Below are 18,786 nucleotides of genomic sequence, written 5' to 3' on the forward strand. Positions count from 1 at the left end.
AAAAAATCCAAGAGAAATAAAAAATCATTCGGACACTTATGCTAAAATATCGCCACAGAAAATATCTCTTCTTCAACTGTCCGAATGAAACCGACAGAGGTGTCCGGATAAACCGTTATATGCAGTTTCTAAATGAAACTGTAAATTTAATGTTTTTTAGTTAGGTTTCTTTATAGTTGACTCCTTATAGCAGGATATGAAAATATTTTTATATCTACTGACTACATCATTAAGCCAGTTGATATCTTTAGTTGTTGATCACTTATTAAAAGCTGTTGGGGTAGCTGTTATTTTAGCACCTACAACATATAGATTAACGAGGCTGTGAACTCTAACTTTTTAGCTTTTGCTTTAGAGTTAGGCAACCAAAGATTACACGACAAGGATTATAAAGATGTATTATGTAGGAATAGATATTGCCAAATCATTTCATGTTGTTTCAGTTATTGATAATAATGAAACAAAAGTTACTAACAAGCCTTTTAAAATCAATAATGATTCTAAAGGATTTGAAAAACTGCTAACTATTTTAGAGAGTGTCACTTTAAATAAAGATGACTTTACTATCGGTATAGAAGCAACAGGTATTTACGGTGAGAATCTATTAGAGTTTTTGAAATCTAAGGGCTATATAGTGTTAAACTTTTGAATCCATTTCAAACTTCAAGGTATAGAGAGCGTATTACTATGAAAAAAGTCAAAAATGACAATATTGATTCTTTAGTCATAGCACTCTTTTTAAAAGATGGTAAATACTCATCGGGCTATGTTACTGATGATGAGTATCAGAGCTTGAGAACGCTTTATAGAAATCGTGCTTCTATTCAATCTGACATGAAAGAAGTCAAGAAGAGAATTCTCACTCAAATAACAGTTACATTTCCAGAGTTCGAGAGCTTTACAAATCCATTCACTATCAGTGGGCTGGCTCTACTTGATAAGTATCCAACGGCACATCACTACAAGCATAGCAGTGTTGATAGAATTATGAAAATATTTGCCCATATTCAGGGTAATAATTTTAATAAAGATAAGGCTTTAAAGCTATTGGAGCTCTCAAGAGAATCTATCTATTCAGGTAAAGCTAAAGAGGCAAGAGCAATTGCCATTAGAAGCACAATAAGGCTTTTAAAAATGTATCTTAGTGAGATTGATATTATTGAGGCTGAGATACTCTCTTTGCTTGATAAAAAAGGTATTAATAATTCAAGTCTTGACGAACTACCAGCAGGCAATACTCTTATTGATAATCTAAAAACTATACCTGGCGTGAGTGATAAAACCGTTGCTGCTGTCATTAGTGAATGTGGAGACCTCACAAGGTTTCCATCTATACCTAAGTTTGTTGGTTATCTTGGACTCTTTCCAACGGAAAATAGTTCTGGAAATTCCAAGAGTATTGGTCATCTTAGTAAAAGAGGTTCTTCTTTGGTTAAACATGCTCTTTATCTGAGTGCTACAAGTTGTTTGATACATAACAAACAAATGAAACAACTCTATGACACCAAACGAAGTCAAGGTAAATCTAAAAAAGAGGCTTTAGTCGCAGTTTCAAGAAAACTTGCAACTGTCATATACTCTATTTTTAAATATAACACACCTTATAATCCAAATCGTGTATTTACAAATTAGTCATAAACAGTGATAAGTTAAAGATCGCAAGTTAGTACTTAAATCATTACTAAATTGTTAACCAAACGACATAGTTATACATTTAACTATATAGTTTGATTATCAAAATACTCTCATCCAAATTCTAGAAACTGGATATATTCAGAGAGTATTTAAAAAATCAAACTTGCAAGATTTTAGCTCTTGCATTGTTCTTTGAAATGAAATTGTTCATAAACTGATGTCTATTTCTTATTTTCCTTGCTTTTTAAGTTATTCTTTATAAAAAGGCTTCTCTTGTTTTATAGTCCAACAAAAAGTTGGACTATTTTATTTTTCTCACAGGGGTTTAATTTAAAAGCGGCGCTGGCTTGCCGGTATAATATCCTTGGGAATAATCGACCCCAATCTCTTTGACGGCACTATATATCGCCTCATCGCTAACAAACTCGGCAATGGTTTTCGCTCCAACCTTTTGTGCAAAATCAACAATCGTTTCAACGATGATGCGATTCCGTTGATTATCAGTGATTTTTTGTATCAGTGAACCATCGACTTTAATATAATCCACATCTAGCTTGAGTATATGTTCAAAATTGGAATACCCCGTACCAAAATCATCGATGGCTATTTTGGCTCCAAGTGCTTTAATTTTACTGATAAATTGTGTCATCTCTTGATAGTTTTCAATTCCTTCAGACTCCAGAACTTCAAAAACAATGCGGGATGCAGTCCCCGTTTGTATAATTGTTGCAATAATCTCTTCTACCATAGAAGGATTATGAATATCATAGATTGATATATTGACGGAAAACTCTTCGGTGCGGTTGCTGAAGAGATGACACGCCTGATGGATGACCTCTTTGGTAATACGGGAGTAGAGCTTTGTTTTTTTTGCAATCGGGAGAAATTGCAGTGGCATAATAATAGTCCCATCCTCATCAATCATTCGCACTAATGTTTCATACTTCTCAATCTTGCCTGTCGAAATATTAACAATCGGCTGATAATGGCAGACGATGCGTCCCTCGGCTAATGCTTTGCGGATTGTGCTTGCCATAGCGATATTGTTATGATACTGTTTTTCTACATTTTCAGATTCTTTGTAAAATGCGAGCGGAATTTTTTGCTCTTTAGCCCTATGCAATGCGATATCGGCACGGGTAAGAAGTTTATGGGTACCCATTGCCACTCCGGTACTCATATGAACATCGAGTGTTTCATTTTCGACAAGAAAGCGTTCTTCATCTAGTGCTGATATAAGTGCAGTTATGCGACTGTATAGGTTATCTTGTGTTATCGTTACATAAAATAAAATGGCGAATTCATCCCCTCCGATTCTATAAGGGGAAAAGCCCATTGTTTTAAACCATTCACTCACTAAACAGAGTAGAGTATCACCAACAGCGATTCCGAAAAAATCGTTAATCTCTTTGAAATTGTCGATGTTAAAGATTGCACATCCGCTGGGCTGATGCTCTTCTAAATCCTGCAGAAGCCTTTGGCGGTTGGGTAATCCGGTGAGAGAATCAAATGTTAAGAGGTGCTGGATACGCTCATTGGAACGTTTTTGCTCAGTAATATCTCGTGCAAATACAGCAACAGATACTACATGATTGTTTTTATCAAAGACTGGATAATAATTGGTGGAAAAAAATATATCCTCGCGGCTATCTTCAACATCTATTCCAATGCCGGTAGTAAACGTTTCTTCTACGTTGATACGCCGTTGTTGCGCTAATTCAGGGGAAAAAAATTGTAAACACATCGGCCCAACAACTCTGATGGCTCTTTATGCATTCTTGTGGCGGCAGTACTGTTAATCGTCAAGATAATACCATCTTTATCCAGTAAGAAAATACTCTCTTTTGTTGCATCAAGAATGGCCTGAAGCTCAATATAGTGCTGATTGAGTTTTTTTTCTCCCTCTTCGACCTCTTGCCCGAGGACATCGTTATTTTCCGATAAACGGCTATTGAGTTGCCATAAATGCCATAAACGCCATATGAAAAACGGGAGAGTAAGCATGATGGCAACAGCAAGATGCAGCAAGAGGTTGATGGCTTTCTCATTGAGAGTTTGCTTAATCGTATCGATTTTAATATCGGCTCCTACGACATATAATGCCCCCTCTTGGCTTTTCATGGGGATAAAAACACTTCGAAAAGTTCCCCATTTATCCGTATATTCGGCAAACTGTTTTTTCTGGGTACGAAAAACATTTTTCAGCTCATCGCTTGCACCATCATAGGAGTCAAAATAACGGGTGAGATTGATACCGCTTTTACGTTCTTCATCGGTAGCACTTGACGCGGTAAAATAAATCTTGCCATTTTTTTGGATCATTGTGTAGATATACACTACTTTTTGCCATTTGGCAAAACGGCTTAGGCGGTCAATATTGGAGTCATCTTCTGTTTTAGCAATTGACGAAGGCTCAACCGCACGGCTATGAAAATCAGGGGGTAAAACAAGAGAGGCTCCATTTGCCGAAGCAAGAAGCTTTTCGTCGATTTGATGATAGAGCTCTATTTTATTTTGTCGGTATTCATAGTAACTAAAGAGAGTGACTGCGAGCGTGAAAAAAATAAAAATAGCAATAAGAAACATGGTATCTGATTTGAGTTTCATCTGTGCCCGATTGTTGAGTTTAAATATCTTACCATGAATTACGCCCCTGTGAATGAATCTCCACTTTTCTCATTCTAAGTTTTGTATATGAGTTTGGAAAAGCGGAGGTTTAACTTCCGGAGTATATCTCAAATTACTACCCCAAAACCTCTAACTCGTCGCTATATTTGTCTTTGCAGTACGGCTCATAGCTTGATTTGTAGATTTTATAGTGTTCGGTTGCTTTATGCCCATCAAGCGCGGCTTCATCTCTCCAAGTCTCTACTGCAAAAAACTTCTCAGGTCTATCCTTGCACTGAAAAATATCGTAAATAATACATCCGTCTTCTGCTTTGCTTGGTTTTACCATGGCGCTCAAGAGCTCTTTCATCTTCTCTATGTTCTCTTTTTTTGCAATAAATGTCACTTTTTTTGTTATTGTCATCACTAATCCTCATTTTGAGTGGTTAAATTTTAATCGGATGATTATACCTAATTAGAATATAATATTAAAAAAAATTAGGATGTCTGCTTTGGATTTAGTTCTGCATATTGAAGATATTATAGAGAAAAACGGCACTGACTTTGAGCTCTCAAAACTCTTTAAAGCCTGCATAGATGAGTATAAAACCTCTCTGGGCGAGCAGTTTCAAAAGAGTCAGGGCAAGGATTTTCTGGTTCGCCACACGAAACAGCTTGACTCCATCATATCTCTCATGTACAAAACTGTTTTAAGACGCATATTTGGGAACTATCTGCCGATGAGAAGCTCCATTCCGATTGCAATTGTCGCACTTGGAAGTTACGGCAGGGAGCAGCTCTGCGTTCACAGCGATATAGACCTGCTTATAGTTTATGAAAATATAGAGGGTTTTAAAAGCGAGCTTATAATTGAAAAGCTCTTCTATCTAGCACTCGATGCGGGTCTAAAACTTGGGCACAGAGTCCATGAAGTCAATGATCTGTTCCGTGCAAGCAATGAAGACATAACCATAAGAACCTCTCTTATGGAGGCTAGATTTGTGACGGGCTCGACTCTGACTTGGCACGCAACAAGCAGAGAGCTAAATAAAATCCGCCTGCACAATCAAAAAGAGTTTATTCTTGCAAAAATCGAAGAGGCTCAAGGCAGACGCAAAAAATACCCAAACTCGATGCAGCCAAATATCAAAGAGAGTGTCGGCGGACTTCGCGACTCTAACCTTATATTTTGGATTGCACAAACCATCTATGGTGTAAAAAGCCTAAAAGAGCTCACGGGAGAAGTGTTTTCCGATGATGAGTACAAAGAGTACCGTATGGCGCTGGAACTGCTCTTTCGTGTCAGAAGCGCTCTGCATCTTGTTTCGCGTAAACAAGAGGACAGGCTTCTTTTGGAGTATATTCCTGAGGTCAGCCGTCTTCTTGGATTTGCCAATCAGCAAAAGATGGTCACAAAAGTCCTTGAAGCACAGTGGCGCATAAGCAACTTTACTCAAATTTTTGTCAAGAAGATGACAAGAGCATATATTTTTGACATGTCACGTATTGCTATGCTTAGAAAAAACCGTCTTACAAAAGGAGTTTATGAGTTTGAGAGCAGAGTTTACGCCTCTTACAATATGCCGATTGAGCCCATTAACAAACTGCTGGAGATTTTAGTTTCGCTTCCAGACAAGCCATACCATTTTGACGCAGGATTTTTACGTCAATTTACATACACAAAAATATCGCATCCGCTTCAGGCAAAAACACATATGCTCTTAAAAGAGCTATTTAAGAAAAACTACATGTACTCTTTTTTAAAGCTCTTTTATGATGCAGGAGTGCTTCACCATCTCTTTGGCGCATTTAAAAAAGTGCTTCATATGCCGCAGTTTGACGGCTACCATCACTATCCCGTAGATATCCACTCTATAAAATGCGTTGAAGCGTTAGAAGATATCAAAGAGCCTTTTATCAAAAAACTTTATGATGAGTTTAGCGAAGATGAAAGAGTGCTTTTAAAAATAGTGACTCTCTTTCACGACAGCGGAAAAGGGAGAGTTCAAGACCATAGCGAAGTCGGTGCAAAACTCATAGCACCCTTTGTAAAAAAGATGAAGTTAAAAGATGAAGATATACAAAGATCTGTCACTCTGATAAAACAACATGTAACTATGAGCAACGTCGCTTTTAAAGAGAATATCCATAATGAAAAAACTCTCTATAAATTTATGTCTGCCGTTGAAGACGTAGAAATTTTAAAGCTTCTTTACGTGCTCACATACGCGGATATTAACGGTGTCGGAGAGGGTGTATTTAACTCGTTTGGCTCAAATCTTCTGAATGAGCTCTACGTCAGCACGCTTGAAGTTGCCCAAAACGCAGGAAGAATAAATGATGCGACAAAGAGAATAAATATAGAAAAACGCGTTGCAAAACTTCCTGAATTTTCAGAACTGCCAAAACTGCTTCAAAACAAACTTCTGCGGGTAGAATCAAATCTCTTCTTTTTTAAACATACGCCGCAGGACATCATAGAAATAGCAAAAAAAGCAAAAGAGACAAAAGAGTATTTTTACTCAATAAATACAGATAAATCCCTCAGCATAGAGATTTACAGAAAAATTCCGCTCAACATCGGCTATCTGCTTGCAATGCTCAGCCATCTTGACGTCGCTTCCATGGAGATTTTCACGCTCTTTGACGGAGTGAAATATTTTAAGATAGAGTTCATCGAACATGTAGACGAAAACGAAGCAGTCAGAATAGAAAATATTGTAAACAACGCCTTTGACATGAGCAAACATATAAAGTTAAAAGACGTAACGATACACAAAGATGAGATAAGCATCGATTGTGAACACTCGCTCACCTATGCAGAAGTAAATGTAAACACGCAAAATCAGAAAGGTCTTTTGGCTTATATCTTGGAGTGTTTTGAAGAACTTAAGATAAATGTCGCAACCGCAAAAATTCACAGCACTAAACACAAGGTAAGAGACAGCTTCTTAATTGAAAAACAAAACGATATATGCAATAATGTCGAGAAAATATATCAATTATTGACAAAAGGCAACTAAACATGTGCGGAATTGTGGGCTATCTTGGGCAAAAAAATACAAAACAAATTTTATTAGACGGACTTAAAGAGCTTGAATATCGCGGCTACGACTCGGCAGGAATCGCTGTTTTGGAAGACGGGGAGTTTTCAAACTTCAAAGCGGTAGGAAAACTGGTCAACCTTGAAGAAAAGACAAAAGATTTTAAGACAGAAGGTTTTGCAATAGGAATCGGCCATACTAGATGGGCAACGCACGGAAAGCCAACCGAGCTAAACGCTCACCCGCACTTAGGTGAAAACTCCTATGTAGTTCACAACGGAATCATTGAAAACTACGCGGCTCTAAAAAAAGAGCTTCAGACAAGCGGTGTAACGTTTTTAAGCCAGACCGATACAGAAGTCATAGTTCATCAGTTTGAAAAAAATCAAAAGAGCGCAAAAAACTCATTTGAAGCTTTTACAAAAACAGTCTCAGAGCTTCAAGGGGCTTACGCTATTTTGCTTGTTACAAAAACAGAGCCTGACACAATCTTTTTTGCAAAACACGGCTCACCGATGCTTGTTGGAATTAACGCCGAGAATGAGAAATATTTTGCATCCTCAGACACTCCGCTCATCGGGCATTGCCAAAGCGTAAACTACTTTGATGACGGTGACTACGGATATGTAACACCAAAAGAGATAACTATCTTTGACAAAAAAGGCGTTAAAAAAGAGGTTAAGTTTTCACAGCTGACTCAAAACAAACTGCTTGCTCAAAAAGACGGCTTTAGATTTTTCATGGAAAAAGAGATTTATGAACAGAGTACCGTAATTTCCGACACAATGATGGGAAGACTCGGAGATGGCGAGATTCTATTTGACGAATTTGACAAAACTCTTTTTGATGGCATAAACGAGATAAAACTCTGCGCGTGCGGAACTTCATACCACTCTGCCATGAGCGCGTCATACCTATTTGAACGCTACTCAAAGATAAAAACTTCGCTAGAGATTGCAAGCGAGTTTAGATACAGAGAGCCGATAATGACAAAAGACACTCTTTTTGTAGTAATCTCTCAAAGCGGCGAGACTGCCGACACGCTTGAGACTCTTAAGATGGCAAAAGCGGCGGGACTGAAAACTTTGGTTATCTGCAATGTCGACAACTCCTCAATGGTTAGATTGGCTGATGCGACAATTTTAACAAGAGCAGGCATAGAAAAAGGGGTTGCTTCAACAAAAGCTTTTGCAACGCAGGTTGCGGTTTTTTGGATGCTATCTTTATATGTGGCAAAGATTAAAGGCTCTCTTAGCAAAAACGAAATAGCCTCGCACATCTCAATCTTGCGTGAAATTCCATCACATGTAAAAGTAAACGACGATATGCACGAGCGCATCAAAAGATTGTCAAAAAGATATCTTCATGGACACGGCTTTTTCTTTATAGGAAGAGATATTTTTTATCCATTAGCATTGGAGGGTGCACTAAAACTAAAAGAGATTTCATATCTGCATGCAGAGGGATACCCTGCAGGAGAGATGAAGCACGGTCCTATTGCGCTTGCAGACCCTGAACTCTTTACGATTGCACTTTTGCCAAAACATCTCCACTATGAAAAATCAAAAAGCAATATAGAGGAGCTGAGTGCTAGAGACTCCACTATATGTGCGATAAGTCAGATAGAGTTTGATAAAGCTGATGATTTCATACAAATCTCAGAGTGTAGACACTACATGTTAGAATTTTTTGAGATGATGGTAGTGCTTCAGCTGCTCTCTCTTGAGATATCTATAAGATTAGGTAATGATGTAGATATGCCTAGAAATTTAGCAAAAAGCGTAACTGTCGAATAATCATTCCTTATTTAAAACTAAATTTATATTTTCTTAGGTACTATTAAAATTACATAAAATCATCACGAAAGATTCCATATGAGAACAAAATCTAGACTTCTAGCTATAGTTACATTTATGCTTCTTGGGCTTACCGCAGCGACAATAGTCAATATTTCTCTTAATTTTAGAGAGTACAGCATAAACAATGCGCTTGATAAATCACAGATGGCGGCAAACATCGTAAAAGACGGTTTGACTGCTCATATGGTAAACGGCATGATGGACAAAAGAGAATACTTTTTGAACAAAATTGCCGCAAACAATAATATAAAATCTCTATGGATTGCAAGAGGCGAGAATGTTATCTCTCAGTACGGCGAAGGCCTGTATAACGAAACGATAAGAGACGCGATTGACAAGGAGGTTTTAAGAACAGGCGAGAGTGTTTAAAGAGTTACTGAAGATGCAAGGAGCGGCATTCTAAGAGTTACCATTCCGTATAAAGCTTCAAATCCTAGTGACAATACTAACTGTATATCATGCCACAATGTTGAGAGAGGCGATACGCTTGGCATTATCAGTATGGAATTTGATATAAGCGATATGAGAAGTAGCGGGATGATAACAATTCTTAAGATATTAGGAATAAACCTGCTCTTTATAATTGTCGTGCTTGCTTTGATAAACTACTACGTTACTCCGTACTTAAATCTCTTCTCAAATCTTCAAAGCGGTATAAAAAAGGCCTACAAGGGAGATTTTACACATCAGTTTGTCTCTAAAGTAGGAGGAGATGCAAGAAATGTCGTAGAGCAGATGAACTCTCTCTTTAGAAAGATGCAAGAGACATTTGGGGATATAAAATACAACCTTGCCACATTCATACCTCAGGGGTGCATCTCTTCAAACGACCCATTATATGAAGCAAAAACGATTATTAGTGAACTCTCAGATATTTACAAATTCAAAAAAACTATTGAGTTAGACGGCTCTAAAGATGAAGTATATGGAAGAATCATAGATATACTCAAGCTAAAATATCATGTAGGTCACTTTGCTTTTTTTGAAGTCAACAATGTAACTACAGAGAGAAAATTAATCTATACTACTGAAGAAAAGCCTATGTGCTTTGAAAAAACCAATAAAAATGCGCTGGAGTGCAGAGCGTTTAGAACAGGCAGCGTAACTATTTCTACAGAGTTTCCAAACCTATGTAAAGCATGTTTAGGTACAAATGATAACTATGTGTGTATACCATTTACCATAAATCACGACATCTCTTTAACTGTTTCCATGACGTCCGAAAAGATAGAAGAAGTCGAACTTATGAAGAAAAATATATCAAGCATCAGACACTACCTTGAAGCTGCAAAACCGGTCATAGAGAGCCAGATTTTAATGGAAAGATTACGCGATACCTCTCTTCGTGACGGCATGACTGGGTTATACAACAGAAGATTCCTTGAAGAGATAATTGACAAGATAATGAGCCATGCAAACAGACAAAAAGAGACATATGCTGTTTTAATGCTTGATGTAGATTTCTTTAAAATGGTAAACGACACATACGGACATGATATCGGCGATAAGGTTATAGTCGCACTTGCAAAAGTTCTCAAAAACAGCATCAGAGAGGCAGACTTGGCGATTCGCTACGGCGGAGAAGAGTTTGTAGTGCTTCTTGGCAATGCGACTGATGAAGGTGTCATGCAGGTTGCTGCTAAAATACATTCCGAGTTTGCAAAGCTCTCTTTTGATGTAGGTACAGGCGAGCCTCTGAAAAAAACCATAAGTATAGGTATAGCAAAATTCCCGACGGATGGCGATACCATCTGGAAATGTATCAAGTATGCAGATACGGCTCTTTATGAGGCGAAAAACAGTGGAAGAAACAAGATAGTAGAGTTTAAACCTGAGATGTTCAAAAGCGGCGAAGAGTTTTAACTGATGTTACGCACTAAAACGAACGCGTCCGTTTTAGTGGCAGGGACAAATGTCCCTACAACCCCCTAAAGCTACGAAAAACTTTGTTTTTCGAGAATTACAAGGTGTTTTACAATTTTTATAAACAGTGTGTAAAGCCATAAAAAATTAAAAGAGTGATGTAATTGCAAGGCGCGAACGAGGAAGCATACTTGAAGTATGTGACGAGTTGAGCAACGCAGCAAGTGCGTTACTACTTTAATTTTGTAAACTAGTGTTTAGTGCTGCAAGCACTTACACCCGGAGGTGTAGTCGGCTGAACAGACTCATTGCTTGCCCCGCCCTTTGCATTTACCTCTTCGATTGTAGCCCAAACAGAAGCTGCAGCAGCCATATAACGCTTTGCGCTCTCACTGGTTGGATTTACAAAAGTAATCGGTTTACCCTCATCTCCGCCTGTTCTAATTGAGGGCTCAATAGGAATCTCTGCAATTATTTTAGTATTGAACTCATCTGCCATAGGCTGTGAAGTTCCTTTTCCAAAAATATCATACTCTACACCAGTGTCAGGCGCTATAAATCCGCTCATATTCTCAACAATTCCAGCTATTGGAATGTTTAATTTTCTAAACATATCAAGTGAACGGCGAGAATCATCAAGAGAAACCGCTTGAGGAGTTGTAACAGTAAGTCCCGCGGTCACAGGTACACTTTGAGCCAGCGTAAGCTGAGCGTCACCAGTTCCCGGAGGCATATCGATAACCAGAACATCTAAGTCACTCCATAAAATATCTCTTAAGAACTGCTCGATTGCCTTCATAATCATAGCCCCGCGCCACATAAGCGACTGACCAGGTTCCATCAACGAACCCATTGACATAACTTCAATTCCGTAAGCTTTCATAGGAAGAACTTTATTTCCGTTTACTTCAGGTTTAAGATCTGCAATCCCCATCATGCGAGGAATATTCGGCCCGTAGATATCGGCATCAAGCAATCCTACTTTTTTGCCCTGTGCAGCAAGTGCGATAGCAATGTTTACAGACGTTGTTGATTTGCCAACCCCGCCTTTGCCGGAGCTTACCATTAAAAAGTTTTTAATATGCGGAGCTATGTTTTTGCTTTTTGGCTTTGGAGGCTCAGGCATTTTTGGAGCTTTTATGTTTACTGTCACATTTTTAGCACCTGCCGCCTTTAACTCTTGCGTCGCATCGTCTATAATCTGCTGTGCAACTTCAGGCGCACTTGATGTGATATCTACGTTAAAGCTGACATCACTGCCGTTAATCTCTATACTATTTACAAAACCAAAAGTAACAATATCCTTAGTAAAACCAGGATATAGAACTTTTGAGAGTGCTGAATTTACAATATCTTTAGTCATTTATCTTTATTTCCTTTATAAATTTTATTTTTTGAAACTTTACCATAATTAAATAAGACAAAAATTATCCCATATCAATTAATTCTCTTTATTAAGCTTCAAGAGCCTCTCTCTGTTTAGCTTCTCTTGCGATTTGCTCAATCGCTTCAGGATTATCCATAATGCTTTGCGTTATCTTGTATGAACAAAATTTAGGTCCACACATTGAACAAAACTCTGCCTCTTTAAAGACGTCCTGAGGGAGAGTTTCATCATGGTATTCACGAGCGCGCTCGCTGTCAAGTGCTAACTCAAACTGTCTCTCCCAGTTAAAGCTATATCTTGCGTCACTCATCTCATCGTCAATATCTCTGGCACCTTTGCGCCCTCTTGCAATATCTGCCGCGTGAGCCGCTATCTTATAAGCGATAATCCCCTCGCGTACATCATTTGCATTTGGCAAGCCTAAATGCTCTTTTGGCGTAACGTAGCAGAGCATACTTGCCCCGTGCCATCCGCCGACCGCCGCGCCTATTGCTGAACTTATATGGTCATATCCAGCGGCAATATCAGTAACCAAAGGTCCTAATATATAAAACGGCGCCTCATGACAAAGTTCGCGCTGAAGCTTCATATTGCGCTCAATCTGGTTTAGAGGCACGTGCCCAGGACCTTCAATCATAACCTGAACATCCTTCTCCCACGCGCGAAGAGTCAAATCGCCCAAAACTTTCAACTCGCCAAGCTGTGCATCATCACTTGCATCTGCCAAACATCCAGGGCGAAGTGAATCTCCCAAAGACAAAGCAACGTCATATTTTGCACAGATGTCTAAAATAGCATCAAATGCCGTATAAAACGGGTTTTCTCTGTGATAGTGCATCATCCAAGCTGCCATCAAGCTTCCGCCGCGGCTTACTATTCCCATCTTTCTTTTAGCGATTTTTGGCATAGTCTCAAGCAAGAAACCTGCATGAATAGTAAAATAACTAACTCCCTGCTTTGCCTGACGCTCTAAAACCTCAAGCATAACTTCTATGCTTAAATCCTCAATCTTGTTTCCTACGTCATGAAGAATTTGATATATAGGTACCGTTCCGATTGGGATTTTAGAAGATGCGATTACCGCTTTGCGGATTTCATCCAAATCTCCGCCTGTTGATAAATCCATCGCCGTATCTGCTTTATAGTGCTGAGATACCTGCATCTTCTCAACTTCGCCCTGCACATCTGAAGCGATTGCAGAAGAGCCGATATTTGCATTTATCTTACACTTTGAAGCGATACCTATTGCCATAGGCTCCAATGAGGTGTGATTTATGTTTGCAGGGATGATTAATCGCCCTCTTGCTATCTCACTGCGAACCAGTTCAGGAGAGAGCTCTTCTATCTTTGCGACATACTCCATCTCCTCTGTTATCATGCCCTTTTTCGCATAATACATCTGCGTTCTTACAGGATCGTTTTGACGCTTTTTTACCCATGATGTCCTCATTACTTTCTCCTATAAAAATTATATATAATATATATTAAAGTATTGGAAATATAATCAAATAAAGTTAATATAATATTAAGATGATTATTTGATTTTATAATTTATCTGTTTCAGAGATGCTTTTATAGGAATATTACTTAGGATAGCTTATCTGTTCAAGATAAAAAAAAGCTTTCGCTGTGTATAATTTCGTAACACTTAAAGATTTCAGGAGTCTTAATTGTCTAATTTGACACTTATTTTACTCGCCGCAGGCAGCTCGTCGCGCTTTGGACAAGATGTTAAGAAGCAGTGGCTTAGAGTAGAAAACCAGCCTTTGTGGCAATTTGTAGCAGAAAAATGTGAAAAAAGTAAGCACTTTGGCAAAATTATCGTAGCCTCTTCGGCAGATGATATAGAGTTTATGAAATATTATGCTCCTTACACGTTTGTAGAGGGCGGTGCCACTAGACAGCAGTCCCTTAAAAACTCACTTGTGCATGTAGATACCGAGTATGTTTTGGTGAGCGATATAGCGCGTTCTTGCATAAGCGATGAGTTTTTGAAAAAGATTGTCTCTCACATAGGAGAAAGCGACTGCATCGTACCTTACCTTGGTGCCACAGACACAATTGTTTATGATGGAAAAACCATTAACAGAGAGAAAGTTATGCGAATTCAAACTCCGCAACTCTCTAGAACATCGGCACTAAAAGAGGCTCTTCTTCTAAATGAAGAGTTTACGGATGAGAGCAGCGCAATAGTTGCAAACGGCGGAAAAAGAGAGTTTATTTTAGGTGAAGAGAGTGCTCACAAGATAACACACATAGGGGACTTAAAGAAGCTTAAGTGCCTTGCTCCTCCCTCAAGCGACACACTTAGCGGAGTAGGTTTTGATGTCCACGCTTTTGATGCAAAAGGCAATATGTACCTCGGAGGCGTTAAAATAGAGTCTGATTACGGCTTTCTTGCGCACAGTGACGGAGACGTTGCAATCCATGCTCTTATCGACGCACTTCTGGGCGCTGCTGGTATGGGAGATATCGGCATGATGTTTCCTGATAGCAGCGACATCTACAAAGGTATAGACTCAAAAGAGCTGTTGAAGAGAGTCGTTACAAAACTTGAGCAATTCGGTTTCATTATAGTAAACGTAGATATAACGATAGCTGCCGAGAAACCAAAAGTAGGAGAGTACAAGCTGCCTATGAGAACAACTCTCAGCGCGATATTAAATATAGACGCCAGCAGAGTGAACATAAAAGCGACAACAACGGAAAAGCTCGGTTTTATAGGACGCGGCGAAGGTGTCGGAGTTATTGCGAACGCAAATTTAAAATATTTTGATTGGACAAAAATTTGAAGATACTAATTATAGAAAACGAAGTTTATTTGGCCCAAAGCATCGCCACTAAACTAAGCGAGCTTGGAAATGTTTGCGAAATGTGCACCTCAACAAGAGATGCTATAAAGAGCAATAACTACGACGTTGTTTTGCTCTCTACCAACATAAACGGTCAAGATTTTAATCCAGTCATTGAAACATTTAAAAAGTCAATCATCATTCTAATGGTCTCTTATATCAGTAACGACACAGTTTCAAAACCTCTCTCTGCGGGCGCAAAAGATTATATCCTTAAGCCTTTTATGATTGAAGAGCTTATCAGAAAGATAAACCACTATCAAGATTATGAGAAGCTAAAAAAGAGAAATGCGGCGTATGACAAATATCTTACTCACACCTTCGCTTCTCTCTCAAGCGAACACAATTTAGACAATATAGAACTTCCGCTTTTTATATCCTCTGCTTATCAAAAACATGCCGACTCCTTTGCGTTTGAGTATGCAAAAAAGAAAAATCTTCCGCTTCACTTTATAACGCTTAGCGATCCAAAAGCGATGAGCGAAATAGAGTCTATCAGCGGAAATTCACTTATCTATATTATAGATTTTCAGACTCTCAAAAAGGGTGACAGAAAAGCTCTATATTCACTTATTGAGAACAAAAGAGCCATCATATCAAGCACAGACAAGATAGAAGATGATGAGTACAAAGTTATAGAGATTAAGAGCGAGAGCAATATCTTTGATCAGGGAGAGATTCTTCCTATAGAGGATTATGTAAAGTTTATAGTTTTAAGTTATCAACACAAATTTCCAGATACAGAGTTATCTAAAAAACTCGGTATTAGCCGTAAAAGTTTATGGGAAAAGCGAAAGAAATATGACATTGTCAAGAAAAAATAAAACTCTTCTTATTGATAAAGAGGCTGCGTACGCGCTTGAGCTATTAAAAGACGGTCTTCTCTCTCCGGTTGAATCGCTTATGAACAAAGAGCGGAGCAGAAGTGTACTGAAGACAGGATTAATAAACGGCAAATCATTCCCTTTTCCTTTCATACTCGCACCTGCCGGAAAAATAAACGCAGAGGTTCTTGCTTCACTTACAAAAGGAGAGGAGATTACAATTCTTTTTGAAGAAAAACCATTTGCTACGCTGGTAGTAGACGAAGTTTTTCATATTGATCCAAGCGAGAGAATAAAGCAGATTTACGGCACTGACGATACATCTCATCCAGGTGTTATGACAACGATTAAAAGGATTGGTTCTCTTGCTGTTAGCGGAGAGTACACACTTCTAAACAAATCAAGCAATACAAACAGAAAAGTAATAGCTGATGCGAAAAAACTTATAGATGCTAAGCACACAACCGCTCTTGTAATGGCGGCGAATCCTCTGCATAGAGCGCATGAGAGGCTTATTCGCCAAACACTTGAAAATACGGACCTTCTTGTAATATTTCTGCTAAAACCCTACACGGAATCAAATCTATCTTACAAGATAAGAGCCAAGGCGCTAGACTTTTTTATAAACAACTTTTTGACAAAAAACCATGTCATAGTGGTGCCACTAGAGAACAGCTATATATTTGCCGGATACAACGAAATAATACTTGACGCTATCGTTGCAAAAAATTACGGCTGCGACAAACTTACAGTCGGGCGAAATCATGCCGGTCTTGGCATGTTTTACGACTGTAACTCAAACAAATCCATTATCGACAAAGTTATGGGCATTGACATTGAGATTACCGTTGCAAGCGAATATGTTTACTGTGATAAATGTACGACTCTTGTGAGTAAAAACACATGTCCGCATGGTCAACATCACCAGATATCATACCACTCAAACTCTATTTTAGAGCTTCTAGAGCTTGGCATCTTACCGCCGACTATTCTTATGAGAAAAGAGATTTCAGCGGTTATTTTATCAAAGCTCCATCCAAAAAGATTTAAAAATCTTGAGAAACTATACTACGACATACTCCCGACAGAGGGTCTTTTAGAGGAACATACGGAGAATGATTTTTATATGGAGCTTATGAAGCTTTATCAAACAACATCACTTACTTAGCGCTAGCGCGATGGGCTTCCTGCCGAAGACGTGTGTTGTATGCCATTTCAAAGCATACAATAAAACTAAGTGTTCAGAAAAAAAATTTAGTTTTTTTTCTAAGTCATGCTTTAGCATAGAAGCGGTAGCTAAAGGAATCGAGGTACCCCTTGAGGGTATACTTCCTTTGGCGTAATAAATTAGAATGGAGGTTTTCCTTCATTTTGCTAGGTGCCCCTTGAGGGTGTAAAACAAAATTAAGGGAAAAGAATGAACTGGTTTTTTATAACATTAGGCTACAGCGGGCTATCTCCAAAAGCTCCAGGGACGGTCGGGACTCTCGTTTCGCTTCCTCTTGGCATGCTGATACTTATCTATTTTGACGCCCAAACTCTATTTTTGGCAACTCTTCTAATCTCCATAATTGCCGTTCGCGAGATAAACAGATATGAGGCAAAAAGCGCTATACATGATGACAAGCGAATCGTAATAGACGAGCTTGCGGGGATGTGGTTTGCACTGAGCGTCGCACCTGCAATTAGCGTGAATTTAAGCGAAGTCGGGGATTTGCAAAACGGATTTTTAGTTCAAAGTTTGCTCTCTTTTGTTCTCTTTAGATATTTTGACATAACAAAACCCTCAATTATAGGCAGACTTGACCGTGAAGCTAAAGGCGGAGTGGGCGTTGTGGCTGATGATGTAGTTGCCGGCTTTGTTGCTGGAATTTTGAGTGCCGTTATTTGGCAGGGATGGCTGCAGATTCAAAATATTATTTAATTTATTTTTTTAACATGTAGAAAAAGTAAACCTCAAAAGAATTAAAAGATAACACTATCAAAACTAAAAGAGTGATGTAGTTGCAAGGCGCTTAGTAAGGAAGCGTACTAAAGTACGTGACGAGCGTAGCAACGAAGCAAATGCTTCGCTATTTTTGTTTTAAATAAATAAAGGGTCGGATGACGGTTCAATCTCTTCAAAATCCTCTATTATCTGTTCAAACATCTTCATAGTTTTTTTAGATTTGCTTACATGTTCATCAAATATAGACTTTGAAGATGGAAATGCTTCAGACAACTCTTGATAGATCAATATACGCCCGTTTATATGTTTGCCAATCTCTGCAAATGCGCTTCTTAGATACTCTTTTGAGTTTGTATGTCTAAAGAGCGACCTTATCATTCTTATGCGCTCTTTAATCGGCAGGGACTCATCTATGGCTTCTGCTATTCTTTTTATATCGAGTCTTGAGAGATAAACTCCGCTGATTGCAGGAGCTAAAAGTTTAGAGGTCAGCGCATCTACAAACTGCGGAACAGGCTCTTCATCCTCTTTATCTCCTGCATCTGGGTCTCTTTTTTCAAACTCGTCAGTTACGCAGCTCTCTTTTACAAGCTTATCAAATTCCGCTCTTAAATCACTAAAATCTTCTCTACCCATTTATAGTCCTTCGTATAATATATTTATCAACCAAATAGTTAAAATATGGTTGTGTGTTCTTAAAGACTCATAGTTTTCACAAAAGCTAATAATAAACAGGTTTCTTTCCTTTTTGGACTACAGTACCAGCA

Annotated in this window: 17 protein-coding genes; 11 read left to right on the forward strand and 6 right to left on the reverse strand. The window is 38.5% G+C overall.

The genetic code is table 11. The features are described from left to right. Positions 1–38: 38 nt before the first annotated feature. The 3 genes from K0A91_RS09665 to K0A91_RS09675 all read left to right on the forward strand — a co-directional run bounded on the left by K0A91_RS09665 (position 39) and on the right by K0A91_RS09675 (position 1,632). Positions 39–164 (forward strand): hypothetical protein, encoded by a 126-nt coding sequence (locus K0A91_RS09665; RefSeq protein WP_295009981.1) that lies wholly within the window; start codon positions 39–41, stop codon positions 162–164. A 230-nt stretch (positions 165–394) separates the two neighbouring features. Beyond that, positions 395–649, forward strand: coding sequence for a transposase (locus K0A91_RS09670; protein WP_295009982.1), 255 nt, complete (start codon positions 395–397; stop codon positions 647–649). A gap of 38 nt (positions 650–687) precedes the next feature. After that, positions 688–1,632, forward strand: coding sequence for an IS110 family transposase (locus K0A91_RS09675; protein WP_295009983.1), 945 nt, complete (start codon positions 688–690; stop codon positions 1,630–1,632). 328 nt (positions 1,633–1,960) lie between these two features. Here the strand turns inward: K0A91_RS09675 and K0A91_RS09680 are convergent, their stop codons facing one another. From K0A91_RS09680 to K0A91_RS09690, 3 genes are all read right to left on the reverse strand, one after another. Then, on the reverse strand, positions 1,961–3,379 hold the full coding sequence (locus tag K0A91_RS09680) for an EAL domain-containing protein (RefSeq protein WP_295009984.1): 1,419 nt from the start codon (positions 3,377–3,379) through the stop codon (positions 1,961–1,963). Further along, positions 3,349–4,242 (reverse strand): PAS domain-containing protein, encoded by an 894-nt coding sequence (locus K0A91_RS09685; RefSeq protein WP_295009985.1) that lies wholly within the window; start codon positions 4,240–4,242, stop codon positions 3,349–3,351. The genes K0A91_RS09680 and K0A91_RS09685 overlap by 31 nt, the downstream gene beginning before the upstream one ends. 136 nt (positions 4,243–4,378) lie before the next feature. After that, on the reverse strand, positions 4,379–4,666 hold the full coding sequence (locus tag K0A91_RS09690) for a putative quinol monooxygenase (protein WP_295009986.1): 288 nt from the start codon (positions 4,664–4,666) through the stop codon (positions 4,379–4,381). 79 nt (positions 4,667–4,745) lie between these two features. On the opposite strand from K0A91_RS09690, the gene K0A91_RS09695 reads away from it, so the two are divergent. The 4 genes from K0A91_RS09695 (at position 4,746) to K0A91_RS09710 (ending at position 11,008) form a co-directional block, all read left to right on the forward strand. Continuing rightward, on the forward strand, positions 4,746–7,265 hold the full coding sequence (locus tag K0A91_RS09695; protein ID WP_295009987.1) for a DUF294 nucleotidyltransferase-like domain-containing protein: 2,520 nt from the start codon (positions 4,746–4,748) through the stop codon (positions 7,263–7,265). A 2-nt stretch (positions 7,266–7,267) separates the two neighbouring features. Next, positions 7,268–9,082, forward strand: a complete 1,815-nt coding sequence (gene glmS / locus K0A91_RS09700; RefSeq protein WP_295009988.1) for a glutamine--fructose-6-phosphate transaminase (isomerizing) — start codon at positions 7,268–7,270, stop codon at positions 9,080–9,082. 78 nt (positions 9,083–9,160) lie between these two features. Further along, positions 9,161–9,514, forward strand: a complete 354-nt coding sequence (locus tag K0A91_RS09705) for a hypothetical protein (RefSeq protein WP_295009989.1) — start codon at positions 9,161–9,163, stop codon at positions 9,512–9,514. 132 nt (positions 9,515–9,646) lie between these two features. Then, positions 9,647–11,008: a GGDEF domain-containing protein gene (locus K0A91_RS09710; protein WP_295009990.1), complete on the forward strand. Its 1,362-nt coding sequence runs from the start codon at positions 9,647–9,649 to the stop codon at positions 11,006–11,008. Positions 11,009–11,258: 250 nt separating this feature from the next. Here K0A91_RS09710 and K0A91_RS09715 read toward each other — a convergent pair whose 3' ends face one another. Together K0A91_RS09715 and thiC are read right to left on the reverse strand one after the other, a co-directional pair. Beyond that, the gene (locus tag K0A91_RS09715) at positions 11,259–12,371 is read right to left on the reverse strand and encodes an Mrp/NBP35 family ATP-binding protein (RefSeq protein WP_295009991.1); all 1,113 of its coding nucleotides are present in this window, start codon (positions 12,369–12,371) and stop codon (positions 11,259–11,261) included. A gap of 91 nt (positions 12,372–12,462) precedes the next feature. Beyond that, positions 12,463–13,845 carry a phosphomethylpyrimidine synthase ThiC gene (gene thiC, locus K0A91_RS09720; protein ID WP_295009992.1) on the reverse strand — a complete coding sequence of 461 codons (1,383 nt, stop codon included), beginning with the start codon at positions 13,843–13,845 and terminating at the stop codon, positions 12,463–12,465. Between the two features lie 220 nt (positions 13,846–14,065). Between thiC and K0A91_RS09725 the strand changes: the two genes are divergently transcribed. From K0A91_RS09725 to K0A91_RS09740, 4 genes are all read left to right on the forward strand, one after another. Next, entirely contained in the window at positions 14,066–15,187 is a 1,122-nt protein-coding gene (locus K0A91_RS09725; protein WP_295009993.1) for a bifunctional 2-C-methyl-D-erythritol 4-phosphate cytidylyltransferase/2-C-methyl-D-erythritol 2,4-cyclodiphosphate synthase, read from the forward strand. After that, positions 15,184–16,071 carry a response regulator gene (locus K0A91_RS09730; RefSeq protein WP_295009994.1) on the forward strand — a complete coding sequence of 296 codons (888 nt, stop codon included), beginning with the start codon at positions 15,184–15,186 and terminating at the stop codon, positions 16,069–16,071. The genes K0A91_RS09725 and K0A91_RS09730 overlap by 4 nt, the downstream gene beginning before the upstream one ends. Continuing rightward, the gene (locus tag K0A91_RS09735) at positions 16,049–17,239 is read left to right on the forward strand and encodes a sulfate adenylyltransferase (protein ID WP_295009995.1); all 1,191 of its coding nucleotides are present in this window, start codon (positions 16,049–16,051) and stop codon (positions 17,237–17,239) included. Before K0A91_RS09730 ends, K0A91_RS09735 begins: the two co-directional genes overlap by 23 nt. A gap of 249 nt (positions 17,240–17,488) precedes the next feature. Further along, the gene (locus K0A91_RS09740) at positions 17,489–17,995 is read left to right on the forward strand and encodes a phosphatidylglycerophosphatase A (protein WP_295009996.1); all 507 of its coding nucleotides are present in this window, start codon (positions 17,489–17,491) and stop codon (positions 17,993–17,995) included. A gap of 159 nt (positions 17,996–18,154) precedes the next feature. Here the strand turns inward: K0A91_RS09740 and K0A91_RS09745 are convergent, their stop codons facing one another. Continuing rightward, complete coding sequence (locus K0A91_RS09745; protein WP_295009997.1) at positions 18,155–18,655, reverse strand: hypothetical protein; 501 nt, start codon at positions 18,653–18,655, stop codon at positions 18,155–18,157. Positions 18,656–18,786 lie beyond the last annotated feature (131 nt).

It is taken from the genome of Sulfurimonas sp. (assembly GCF_019429335.1).
Taxonomy (GTDB): domain Bacteria; phylum Campylobacterota; class Campylobacteria; order Campylobacterales; family Sulfurimonadaceae; genus Sulfurimonas.

Coding starts and splice junctions, on each gene's coding strand:
- K0A91_RS09665 (WP_295009981.1), top strand. CDS start 39: ATGCTAAAATATCGCCACAGAAAATATCTCTTCTTCAACTGTCCGAAT.
- K0A91_RS09670 (WP_295009982.1), top strand. CDS start 395: ATGTATTATGTAGGAATAGATATTGCCAAATCATTTCATGTTGTTTCA.
- K0A91_RS09675 (WP_295009983.1), top strand. CDS start 688: ATGAAAAAAGTCAAAAATGACAATATTGATTCTTTAGTCATAGCACTC.
- K0A91_RS09680 (WP_295009984.1), bottom strand. CDS start 3,379: ATGTGTTTACAATTTTTTTCCCCTGAATTAGCGCAACAACGGCGTATC.
- K0A91_RS09685 (WP_295009985.1), bottom strand. CDS start 4,242: ATGAAACTCAAATCAGATACCATGTTTCTTATTGCTATTTTTATTTTT.
- K0A91_RS09690 (WP_295009986.1), bottom strand. CDS start 4,666: ATGACAATAACAAAAAAAGTGACATTTATTGCAAAAAAAGAGAACATA.
- K0A91_RS09695 (WP_295009987.1), top strand. CDS start 4,746: ATGTCTGCTTTGGATTTAGTTCTGCATATTGAAGATATTATAGAGAAA.
- glmS (WP_295009988.1), top strand. CDS start 7,268: ATGTGCGGAATTGTGGGCTATCTTGGGCAAAAAAATACAAAACAAATT.
- K0A91_RS09705 (WP_295009989.1), top strand. CDS start 9,161: ATGAGAACAAAATCTAGACTTCTAGCTATAGTTACATTTATGCTTCTT.
- K0A91_RS09710 (WP_295009990.1), top strand. CDS start 9,647: ATGGAATTTGATATAAGCGATATGAGAAGTAGCGGGATGATAACAATT.
- K0A91_RS09715 (WP_295009991.1), bottom strand. CDS start 12,371: ATGACTAAAGATATTGTAAATTCAGCACTCTCAAAAGTTCTATATCCT.
- thiC (WP_295009992.1), bottom strand. CDS start 13,845: ATGAGGACATCATGGGTAAAAAAGCGTCAAAACGATCCTGTAAGAACG.
- K0A91_RS09735 (WP_295009995.1), top strand. CDS start 16,049: ATGACATTGTCAAGAAAAAATAAAACTCTTCTTATTGATAAAGAGGCT.
- K0A91_RS09740 (WP_295009996.1), top strand. CDS start 17,489: ATGAACTGGTTTTTTATAACATTAGGCTACAGCGGGCTATCTCCAAAA.
- K0A91_RS09745 (WP_295009997.1), bottom strand. CDS start 18,655: ATGGGTAGAGAAGATTTTAGTGATTTAAGAGCGGAATTTGATAAGCTT.